The following is a 9,737-nucleotide window of genomic DNA, read 5'->3' on the forward strand; positions in this document are numbered from 1 at the left end:
AAGAGGGTGAAAACTTTTCCATACGGTACATCTTACTCAAAATATAACCTATCGCATTTCCGCTTAACCGCCGCCCATTCAGGGAGCGGCTGACGTTCTTTTTTCCTGTCATAAAACCGTATGTCCTGTATAGTTATCAATCCAATCTTCAAAGCAAAGGTAGTCATTTCCGCGCGGCAGTGCACATGAAAAATACCGAATAAACTTTGAATATGGTTGTAAACCGTACTTCTTGATATATGCAACGCTTCCCCGATTTGTTTAGTGCTACACCCGTTGCACAGCATAATAAGACATTCCTTCTGCCGTCTGGTCATTTTATCTTTAGTGTCCGGCCATTCAGGAAAACTGTCGATTAATTCTTGTACCTTCGGAGAGATATACTGCCCGCCGTCCCGCACAACCCGCAAGCCCTTCTTAAATTCGTCCTCCCCTTCCCACAAGCTGACGTATGACTTCGCCCCTTCCCAGATGAACCACGGGGCGCGGCTTGCGGGAAAGTCATGGACGGAAACAACAGCGATATTCAGTTTTGGAAACTGCTTTACAAGTTCGCCAATCCTGTAAGCCGTAGCGTCCTGGTAATACCAACTGTCTATCATTACCAGACGGGGATACATGTTGCAAATGACAGTATTCAAAGCGTCTTTTTCCTTGTCCGTAACCGTAACGTCCTTAAAGCCCAACGCTTCAAGCCGCCCTATTAATTCTGTATGCGGTCCCGCCGCCTTGGTCAGTACCAATACGCCGTTACTCATTTTTTTAGCCTCCCGTCATTCTTGGGATTAACCAGTAAAAAACAGGCTTGCCCGCCCTTGCCGTATGATTTCACCTTTTTTCTCCCGGTATACGTTTTCCCCTGAACGGATTCGGGTTTTTCCCCTTCCGTCTCAAGACGGATTGCCCTTAAAAAACGCATCCGCGCCGCCAGTTTTTCCCTCTCCCCGCAAGTTTTTGGCTTGACAGCCGGATGCCTGCAAAGCCAGTCTTTTTCGGCGATTTTTCGCTCCCCGTCCGTTGCGTCAGGGTCTATACCGGACATTTTTTTCCCGACAACGCAATGTCTTTCAAGCATAGGCAGGGTAAAGCAGCCCGCTATTGCGGACGCGCCTGTTTTTGCGATTTTCCGCTGTCTTTTAACCCATTCGGGGACATCCTGTAAAAAGCAGACAGGCTCATCGGCGAACCAAACGGCACACGCCGATCCCGCATCCTTGGGGCATACCGGCGCGGAACAGCCTTCAAAGTGTTTACAGTCCATGCTTCACCGCCTCCGCCTTCCTGCTTTCCATCCAGCTTTCAATCTCGGAAGGCTTGAACCGCACCGCCCTGTTCAGCTTGTGATACGGTATCTCCCCTTTCGCCATATAGCGGTATATTGTCTGTACCGACACTTGCAACGCCGCCGCCGTTTCATTCACTTTCCAGTAGGTTTCCATTTTTCCCCTCTCATACAGTAAAAATATGATCTGCCGGTTCGTAGCGGTACTGGTATTTACCGCAATTTTCATACCTTTCTATAAAAAAACTGTCAGACGATTCGGAAAGAAACAGTAGTTTCCTCCAATTTTCCGTAGAAAGTAAATTTACAACCGTTTTATCACCGTTATACATATTTCCCCGCATATAAAAAAAATACCTTTCCTTTATCACGAACCGTACTAGCCCGAGGTATAGGTTTTCTTAAAAATTTAACCTCTAACAACCTGGTAGCAAAGTAAGGAAATGTCTAATTTTCACATTCCCTTGATCTGACATAAATAACCGTCATCTTCCTGTAACTGCGTCTTATGTACAGTCTCATCTAAAAAATAAAACGCCACCGTTTACATGCTTTTAGGTAAATTTGGAAAATTTGCCATAAAACAACCGTTATATTTCCTCCTTCGATTTCTTTAATGAGCCGACAGAAAACACCGCCGCCGTATATATTAAAAATATTACCTGCTTGTTCAGAGTGGTACTGGTATTTGTTGCAATTTTCATACCTTTCATTAAAAAAAATACTGTCAGGCAGTTCTGAAATATATAGTCATTTCCTGCAATTTTAGGGAACGGCAAGTTTTATAACCGTTTTCTCATAACCCGCCAATCTTCCCCTGCCACCTTAAACAGCTTCATACAAATAAACATAAACCCCACCGATTCAGAAGCAAATAGGACTACTGCACAAAATTTGCCTGTAAGGAAAGAAATTTTGATTCCCCCAACCAATACAGCTAACCATCGGCCAGCTATGTATTGGGGCAAGGAACCGCTCATAAAATCATTGCCAGAAAGCCCCATTTTCTGCCATGTAAAAATTTTCAGTTTACATAATCAAACATTAGCGGTGAAGGGGGAAGCAAGCGGCGATAAATTTTGAAAATTGTGAGGTAAAACCAGAGCCGCCCTGTTTGCTGTCGTGTAAGAAGCCCGCCGCAGATTTCCGGCAAATGCTGCCTTTATTCGGTAGGCGCGGCTATGAATTTTATTGTCTACGTTAAGTTTCTCCCCTGTCTGTCCGTCATCCCAGTAGGTTTCCATGCTTTAATTTTCATACAGCCAAAATCAAAAGTAATTGGGATAAACGCGCAATTTTTTTGTTTTTACAAGAACAAGTTTTTGGGCAAAAAAAATCCCCCGTTGCCGTCAGCTTCGGGGGATAAGGTTCAAAAAAGCCGTTTAAGCCTGTTTCCGCTCATCTGCCTGTATGCCGGACACGGGGAAAGAAACCACATTCGGCGGCAGTTCCTTATTTCCCGCTGTCTGCGGTTGTTCCTTGACAGGCTGTAACAGGGCTTCCTGTATTTCCTTCGCCTTCACAAATTCAAGAGGGTCAAAATGCGTGTATCTTTCCGTCATTCTTTCGCTCTTGTGCGTGGTTATAGCCTGCGCCTGTTCGGTAGTCATCCCGCCCTTTAGCATTTCCGTATTGAAGAAATGCCTCCATGCGTGGATATGCAAATTTCGCTCTTTAATCTCCGTGCTGGAAATGCCTATGTTTACTAACGCCTTGCGTAGGTACATTAAAACCGTTTTCCGGCAAATAGGGCTGCCCCCGCCGTCCGTAGAAAACAGATAGCCGTCCCCGCTCTTTTCTTTAAGCAGTTTCAAATCCGCAATCAGGGAAGCCGGAAGCGGTATATTGTGTTTGTCTTTTGTTTTAGTCGGCCTGTAGCCGTAAATGTCATGCTGCATACACACGTAAATATGATCATCGAAAAGGCAGCTCCCTTTAAGCCCCAAAATCTCGGACACCCTCATGCCCGACAGCGCCGCCAGTTTGTTCACGGTACAGGCGATGCGGTTATTTTCCCACACCTTGCGCCAATCACCGACAAACAGCTTTTTGAATTCAATCGGCGTGATAATCTTGATCTCGTCGCGGTCGTTTATCAGCCGTTCCACTTTGGCGGTAGGGTCAACGGCAATAATCCCGCGCTCCACGGCTTCAATCATCATGGTTTTGAAAGTCCCGTAGTAGCCGTTAATGGTCGTATTTTTATATTTTTGTTTGATAAGGCTGTCCAAAAACGCCTCAATCACCGCAGGGGTAATTGCGTCCATTTTCATATTTTTGAAATACGGCAGCACAACCTTGTCAAGATTGCGCTTCATGTGGTCGGAATAGCTTTGCGTCAGGTTCGCCCTTTTCCGTCTTTTTTTCAGGTACTCGCAATTTTCCCAATCCCACCAGTTCACGGAGTATTCACCGAAGGTAGGCACATCGTCTTTTCTCGGAAGCAAAGCCCCTTCCTTCAAAAGCCTGTTTACCAGCACCCTCGCCGCCGTTTTGTTGGTCTGCCCGGTAGACCGCCCCTTTGTCCGCTTGCCGTTCTCGTCATAAGCGTAGAAATACACGACTCGTTTCCCCGAAGGGGTAACCCGAAAATACAAGGTAAAATCATTATGAATCTTCATAACGCCCTCTTTTTTGGGAATATGATGTCATTAGTGATTACACCGAATTCCCATAATTTTTAGCGTAAAAATCAGCAACGCTAATTCCTTATGGGATAAGCATTTACGGAAACCGTCTATCCTTTCATTAGGTAAAACGTGCAATTTTCCTTATGTCGGGTATAATTATTCCGACAAGTCTAGAGATATATCCTTCTTGAAAAAGAGCATAATCCAAAAAAGCTTCACTTGGAATAGTTTCTATGCTACTATCAGAAAGGTCAAGGGATACATATTTATCCGTATCTTGTAATATGTATTTGAGTGTACCAAAATCATCATCTGTAATGTTCAACTTGATTTTAGCTGGATTGGTTTCAGTATTTGCTGGCAATGCATTCAAATATGCTACTAATTTATCAATACCATCTATAAATATATATGGTTCTGTTGTTGTCCCTCCTGTGCCTTCTGACCATTTTGCGTATAACGTCATGTCGGTTTGTGGAACAAAATCAAAGTCGTAAAGTTGGTCAAATGTTTCATTATCTGTATACCAGCCTGAAAAAGTCATGGGCTCAGTATCAGCGTTTCTTTTCGTCGGATTTTGCGGTCTTTTTACACGCTCGCCAGCTATTAATTTTTGGCTTGGCACAGGGGTTCCGCCGTTGCTGTTAAAAGTTATGGTTTTTTCTTCAAGGACTTCTGCCATCCACGGATTTTCTAATTCACAGGCAACCAGCAATGCGAAAAAAATACAAATTATTGGTATAAAAACTTTTATTTTTTTTCGTGCTAATACTCCAAAGGAAAATACCATTTTTGTATTTTATTATGTTTTTTGGGTTTTTGTCAAGTGCAATTCGGCTGTTTAACAGAAAAATAGTTAACTGATTGTCGTTAGCAATTAAAATTTCTTTAAAAAAGTACAATATTTTCAAATTTAGTCAAGCAAAACGAGGAATACGCACCCATATAGGGTATGTAGTTTTTAAGCCGTCTTGAGATGGTTAACTACAAACCTTACTTATGGAGTTTGCTATGAAAACAAACGAAAAATTTAAAAATAGCGTTTTCTCTTTCGTCTTCAGTAAGCCTGACGTTTTAAGAGAACTCTACTGCGCACTGGAAGGGATAACCCTCAGTAAAGATGTTCCCGTCGTTATCAACACCCTAGAGGACATTCTGTTCATGGATATGATCAACGACATATCTTTTGAAATCGGAGGGAAACTGGTCGTGCTTATCGAACACCAGTCTACCATAAACCCGAACATGGCTTTACGCCTGCTCATGTACATAGGCAGGGTTTATGAAAAGATTATCAATGACGAAAAGATTTATTCATCGACAAAAATCTCAATTCCAAAGCCTGAATTTTTTGTGCTGTACAACGGAGTAAAGCCGTTCCCCGATGAGGAAACAGTAAAGCTTTCAGAACTGTTTGAGAATACGGAAAGTTTGGGGCTTTCAGAAAAAGAGCTTCCTGCTTTGGAACTGGAGGTAAGAGTGCTTAACATAAACAAGGGAAAGAACGAGGAAATAGCGAAAAAGTGCCAGACCTTGCAACAATACAGCGCGTTTATAGCGAAGGTTAGGGAATATCAAGGAGAAGGATTATCTTTAAGGGAAGCGATAAAAAAGACCGTGCAATATTGCCGAAAACATGATATATTGAAAGAGTTAATGGAGAAACACGCCAAGGAGATTATGAGTATGCTTACGACGGAATGGAACTGGGACACAGCGAAAAAAGTCTGGCAGGAAGAAGCTATGGAAGAAGAGAAGTTAATAATAGCGAAAAATTTGCTAGAAAAGGGATCAACGCTTGAATTTGTGCATGAGATTACTGGACTTTCTCTTGAGAAGATACAAGAATTATAACGATGGATATAACATGATTTTCGGGGAATGAAACTGGGACACCGCAAAAAAAGTATTGTAATAAAATTTTAACCGCGAACCAAGAAAGCAGTTCGTGGTTAAATATTTTTAACAAACAAAAGCATAATAGAGTGCCACATTCTTTTAAAGATATTTCCCTTTTTAGCGTCATTTGCCGTTATCAACTCTGTTCTGCTTAATTCTCCTTGCTCGTCGGAAATTATAATGTAACCTGCGTGAGAACCTGCCGGGAGCGGAGCGGATAACTTTTTTTCTATTACGGTTTTATATTGAAGTTTACTCGCTCGGTTAATGGGAGACGTAAAATCCACAGGGCGGGCAAGAACAAGTTCTACCGTGTTTTCTCTACCTTTCCACAGTTTTGCGCTTTCAATTTTTTTGACCGTCAGGTGAACTGTCTTAAAATTGTCAAACGCCCAAGTAAGAAGGGCTATTCCGTCTTTATCACGAATAGCCGCTCCGTCTCGTGAACTGGGAGCACCAAGTAGAACAAGAATAAATCGGGTATTGTCCCTCTGTGCCGTAAGTGCGATATTGTAACCCGATTCATTAATAAATCCCGTTTTAAGTCCATCAACTCCGGGAAATGCTTTTAACAAAGTGTTTCTGTTTTCCTGACTGATTGTACGGGGATTACCTTTATTTTTTTCTTGTACGTTATTCGCCATAGGATACGCAAAAGTTGGAACAGAGTGAAACTCCGTAAGACTATGCGGATGCGACATCAAATACTGACGGCAAAAAGAGGCAAACTCGGCGGCGGTTGTCATATTGTTTTCGGAGATACCGGACGATTCAACAAATCGGGTAACTTGTAACCCCATGCGTTTTGCCTCGGTTGTCATCATGTCGGCAAATTGATCCATAGTCGGGGCAAGACGCAGAGCCAGAGCGACAGCGGCATCGTTACCTGAAACAACCGCAAGACCGAGTAATATTTCACGTATTGTAACAATTTGTCCGGGTTCAAGAAACATCAAACTGGAACGATAAGGCTGATTCTGTGCCCAACTTTCAACCGTTATGGGAATTATCTCGTCATAAGAAGCCCTGCCCTCTTCAATCTCCTTCATAACAAGATGCATTGTCATCAATTTTGTAAGCGAAGCCGGAGGAATTTCATCGTCAGGAGCTTTTGAATAAAGTATAGTCCCTGTATCAGCGTCAATTAAAACCGCCGCTTGGGAAATAATTTCAGGAGCGGTTTCAATAATAGGGATAAGTGCTGGTTGTGGCTCGTAAATTTGTGCTTGTGCAGATAAAGAAATAATTAAGAAATCTACCACGAACCACACGAACGTCACGAACTTTTTGTACATATCTTGTCGTTGTTCGTGTTGGTTTGTGTGGTTCGTGGTAAAAAATTTCAAAATTAAAACTCAGCCTGCCCCACGGCACGAGGATAGGGAATAACATCACGGATATTCGCCATGCCTGAAACATACTGAATAAGCCTTTCAAACCCAAGCCCAAACCCCGAATGAGGCACTGACCCGTAACGGCGAAGATCAAGATACCAATGATAATCTTCTTGTTTTAACCCAAGCTCTTTCATGCGATTAACAAGTTTATCAAGACTGTCCTCACGTTGCGAGCCGCCGATAATTTCACCTAACCGAGGGACAAGAACGTCCATGGCTCTTACTGTCTTGCCGTCATCGTTTAACTTCATATAAAAAGCTTTTATTTCTTTTGGATAATCCGTAACAATTACAGGACCGCCTGCGACCTTTTCCGTTAAATATCTTTCATGCTCGCTTTGTAAATCGCAGCCCCAACTTGGCTTAAATTCAAAAATATCGCTTTTTGCGGCAACGGCTTTTTCCAACTCTTTAACTGCGTCAGTATAAGTAATATGCGAAAATTTAGCCGCCGCTACCTGCCGCAGATTTTCGATTATTCCCTTCTCGATATGTGCGTCAAAAAAAGCAAGTTCATCGGCACATTCGTTAAGGGCGGCGTTAAAAACATATTTTAAGAAATCTTCAGCTAACGCCATATCGTCTTTTAACTCGGCAAAAGCTACTTCCGGCTCTACCATCCAGAATTCGGCAAGGTGGCGGACAGTGTTGGAGTTTTCCGCTCTAAAAGTGGGACCAAAAGTATAAATACGAGATACCGCCGTAGCGTAAGTTTCCCCCTCAAGCTGCCCTGATACAGTTAAAAATGTTTTTTTGCCAAAAAAATCTTTGGAGTAATCGATTGAGCCAGCTTGCCCGTTATTCGCTTTTTGGGCAAATTGTTTTGCAACGGCTTCAAGATCGAGTGTCGTTACCTGAAACATCGCTCCCGCACCTTCGCAATCTCCTGCCGTGATAATCGGCGTGTGAAGGTAATGAAAATCCCTCTCCTGAAAATATCTGTGAATTGCGAACGCCAATCGGCTTCTAAGACGGGCTACCGCTCCAAAAGTATTGGTACGAGGGCGAAGGTGTGCAATTTCACGAAGGAATTCCAAAGAGTGCCGTTTTTTTTGAAGCGGATAAGCCTGCGTATCACCGACAGCCTCAGCAGGTGCGTCTCCAAAAATATGCAAAGACACAGCCGCAATTTCCACCGCCTGCCCTGAAGCCGGAGAAGGTATCAATTTACCGCTGATTTTAACGGAAGCTCCAGTAGAAAGAGAGGACAGAGCGGCTTCCGTTTGCTCGTCAATTCCAGCTCCTCTGTCAAAGGTACATTGAATACCGGCAAAGCAGGAACCGTCGTTTACTTCCACAAAGACAAGATTCTTCATGTCCCTCTTTGTCCTGACCCACCCTGAAATCTCCACTTCCTGAGACTGCGGAGACTGCGTAAGAATGTATTTTATTAATGTTGGTAACATGAGGGTATTATACAGAGACAGGTAATAAATGACTAGTAGAGATTTTCTTATCACGAACTTCACGAACCAATGCGAACACAAGAAGATGGATAAGATGTTTTTTGGGCATACATCTTAACCGCTCATTAAAATAAAAATTACGCTCTATGTAGTGTACCCTGTAAGACAAGGTACACTACTGAAAAGTGGCGTCAATTACCGTTGCGTGTCCCCGGCATGAAATGTCAGGCACTCTGTTTTACTTATTGTTAATCGGGAGCCGTAGTTGACTCGGTAAACCCTATCTCATACGTGCCGCTGTAACTGCTGCCATACGGTCTAACCTTTATATAATACGTCTGCCCCGATGTTACTGACTGCGAGATGTATTTGTTAGAACTATACAATGTTTCACTTCCGACCGTTGAACCGCTTGAGTTATATAACTGCACATACAAGTATGTCAACGTCCCTAAAGAAACATGAATGTACTGTGTTGACGCGGTGGCTGTAAATGAGAACCACTGCACATCGCTTGATGTGGGAAGATTGCCGTCAGCCCATGTGTTCAGGGTAAGAGGAATGGTATCCGGAGGAGTAACCCTTGCATTAAACCCTATCCTATACGTGCCGCTGTAACTGCTGTCGTACGGTCTAACCCTGATATAATACGTCTGCCCCGATGTTAATGACCGCGAGATGTATTTGTTGGAACTATTACTAGACAAACTTGTTTGGTCTCCGACCGTTGAACCGCTTGAGTTATATAACTGCACATACAAGTATGTCAGCGTCCCGAAATTAACATGAATGCACTGCTCTGATGCGGTGGCGGTAAAGGAGAACCACTGCCGCCGCCGTCTTCGCAGGCTGTCATAGAAAACCCAGTTACTGCAAAGATTATTGTTAGCAAACTAATAATAATCTTTGCTTGGAGTTTTGCTTTCGCAAAACCCCACACATTACTTTTTTTGTTCTTCATAAGTCACTCCTTAAAATTGATTTATGTATAAAAAAACCGCTTGCCCAAACCGACAAACGGCATTTTTCCGAGGATAATGAGAAATGTAACCACGCTGTGGTTATTGCGTTGAAATTGCGATGTTTCTTTGCTTTGTAAGTCGGTATAGCATGGGGGGGGGGG

Annotated in this window: 12 protein-coding genes; 1 reads left to right on the forward strand and 11 read right to left on the reverse strand. The window is 43.1% G+C overall.

Annotation, left to right across the window (positions count from 1 at the left end; all coding sequences use genetic code 11):
* Window positions 1-32: 32 nt before the first annotated feature.
* From ACYVTD_RS07570 to ACYVTD_RS07600, 7 genes are all read right to left on the reverse strand, one after another.
* Window positions 33-758, reverse strand: a complete 726-nt coding sequence (locus tag ACYVTD_RS07570; protein WP_461247166.1) for a response regulator transcription factor — start codon at window positions 756-758, stop codon at window positions 33-35.
* Entirely contained in the window at window positions 755-1,261 is a 507-nt protein-coding gene (locus ACYVTD_RS07575; protein ID WP_461247167.1) for a hypothetical protein, read from the reverse strand. The genes ACYVTD_RS07570 and ACYVTD_RS07575 overlap by 4 nt, the downstream gene beginning before the upstream one ends.
* A complete protein-coding gene (locus ACYVTD_RS07580; protein ID WP_461247168.1) occupies window positions 1,251-1,439 on the reverse strand; it encodes a helix-turn-helix domain-containing protein in 189 nt (62 codons plus the stop codon). The genes ACYVTD_RS07575 and ACYVTD_RS07580 overlap by 11 nt, the downstream gene beginning before the upstream one ends.
* Window positions 1,440-1,449: 10 nt before the next feature.
* On the reverse strand, window positions 1,450-1,614 hold the full coding sequence (locus ACYVTD_RS07585) for a hypothetical protein (protein ID WP_461247169.1): 165 nt from the start codon (window positions 1,612-1,614) through the stop codon (window positions 1,450-1,452).
* A 705-nt stretch (window positions 1,615-2,319) separates the two neighbouring features.
* Complete coding sequence (locus ACYVTD_RS07590) at window positions 2,320-2,526, reverse strand: hypothetical protein (RefSeq protein ID WP_461247170.1); 207 nt, start codon at window positions 2,524-2,526, stop codon at window positions 2,320-2,322.
* A gap of 138 nt (window positions 2,527-2,664) precedes the next feature.
* Window positions 2,665-3,903, reverse strand: coding sequence for a tyrosine-type recombinase/integrase (locus ACYVTD_RS07595; protein WP_461247171.1), 1,239 nt, complete (start codon window positions 3,901-3,903; stop codon window positions 2,665-2,667).
* Window positions 3,904-4,030: 127 nt separating this feature from the next.
* Window positions 4,031-4,702, reverse strand: coding sequence for an InlB B-repeat-containing protein (locus ACYVTD_RS07600; protein ID WP_461247172.1), 672 nt, complete (start codon window positions 4,700-4,702; stop codon window positions 4,031-4,033).
* A gap of 221 nt (window positions 4,703-4,923) precedes the next feature.
* Between ACYVTD_RS07600 and ACYVTD_RS07605 the strand changes: the two genes are divergently transcribed.
* Window positions 4,924-5,766 (forward strand): Rpn family recombination-promoting nuclease/putative transposase, encoded by an 843-nt coding sequence (locus tag ACYVTD_RS07605; protein ID WP_461247173.1) that lies wholly within the window; start codon window positions 4,924-4,926, stop codon window positions 5,764-5,766.
* A gap of 98 nt (window positions 5,767-5,864) precedes the next feature.
* Here the strand turns inward: ACYVTD_RS07605 and ACYVTD_RS07610 are convergent, their stop codons facing one another.
* The 4 genes from ACYVTD_RS07610 to ACYVTD_RS07625 all read right to left on the reverse strand — a co-directional run bounded on the left by ACYVTD_RS07610 (window position 5,865) and on the right by ACYVTD_RS07625 (window position 9,575).
* Window positions 5,865-7,106 carry a D-alanyl-D-alanine carboxypeptidase family protein gene (locus ACYVTD_RS07610; protein ID WP_461247174.1) on the reverse strand — a complete coding sequence of 414 codons (1,242 nt, stop codon included), beginning with the start codon at window positions 7,104-7,106 and terminating at the stop codon, window positions 5,865-5,867.
* 53 nt (window positions 7,107-7,159) lie between these two features.
* Entirely contained in the window at window positions 7,160-8,614 is a 1,455-nt protein-coding gene (gene asnS / locus ACYVTD_RS07615; protein WP_461247176.1) for an asparagine--tRNA ligase, read from the reverse strand.
* A 248-nt stretch (window positions 8,615-8,862) separates the two neighbouring features.
* Window positions 8,863-9,462, reverse strand: coding sequence for a pre-peptidase C-terminal domain-containing protein (locus ACYVTD_RS07620; protein ID WP_461247177.1), 600 nt, complete (start codon window positions 9,460-9,462; stop codon window positions 8,863-8,865).
* A complete protein-coding gene (locus ACYVTD_RS07625; RefSeq protein ID WP_461247175.1) occupies window positions 9,381-9,575 on the reverse strand; it encodes a hypothetical protein in 195 nt (64 codons plus the stop codon). Before ACYVTD_RS07625 ends, ACYVTD_RS07620 begins: the two co-directional genes overlap by 82 nt.
* Between the last annotated feature and the right edge of the window lie 162 nt (window positions 9,576-9,737).

This window comes from Treponema sp. R6D11, assembly GCF_054786075.1.

Excerpts from the sequence above, each read along its gene's own strand:
- ACYVTD_RS07610 (WP_461247174.1), bottom strand. The coding sequence starts at position 7,106 with ATGTACAAAAAGTTCGTGACGTTCGTGTGGTTCGTGGTAGATTTCTTA.
- ACYVTD_RS07585 (WP_461247169.1), bottom strand. The coding sequence starts at position 1,614 with ATGTATAACGGTGATAAAACGGTTGTAAATTTACTTTCTACGGAAAAT.
- ACYVTD_RS07625 (WP_461247175.1), bottom strand. The coding sequence starts at position 9,575 with ATGAAGAACAAAAAAAGTAATGTGTGGGGTTTTGCGAAAGCAAAACTC.
- ACYVTD_RS07605 (WP_461247173.1), top strand. The coding sequence starts at position 4,924 with ATGAAAACAAACGAAAAATTTAAAAATAGCGTTTTCTCTTTCGTCTTC.
- ACYVTD_RS07575 (WP_461247167.1), bottom strand. The coding sequence starts at position 1,261 with ATGGACTGTAAACACTTTGAAGGCTGTTCCGCGCCGGTATGCCCCAAG.
- ACYVTD_RS07600 (WP_461247172.1), bottom strand. The coding sequence starts at position 4,702 with ATGGTATTTTCCTTTGGAGTATTAGCACGAAAAAAAATAAAAGTTTTT.
- ACYVTD_RS07595 (WP_461247171.1), bottom strand. The coding sequence starts at position 3,903 with ATGAAGATTCATAATGATTTTACCTTGTATTTTCGGGTTACCCCTTCG.
- asnS (WP_461247176.1), bottom strand. The coding sequence starts at position 8,614 with ATGTTACCAACATTAATAAAATACATTCTTACGCAGTCTCCGCAGTCT.
- ACYVTD_RS07580 (WP_461247168.1), bottom strand. The coding sequence starts at position 1,439 with ATGGAAACCTACTGGAAAGTGAATGAAACGGCGGCGGCGTTGCAAGTG.
- ACYVTD_RS07570 (WP_461247166.1), bottom strand. The coding sequence starts at position 758 with ATGAGTAACGGCGTATTGGTACTGACCAAGGCGGCGGGACCGCATACA.
- ACYVTD_RS07590 (WP_461247170.1), bottom strand. The coding sequence starts at position 2,526 with ATGGAAACCTACTGGGATGACGGACAGACAGGGGAGAAACTTAACGTA.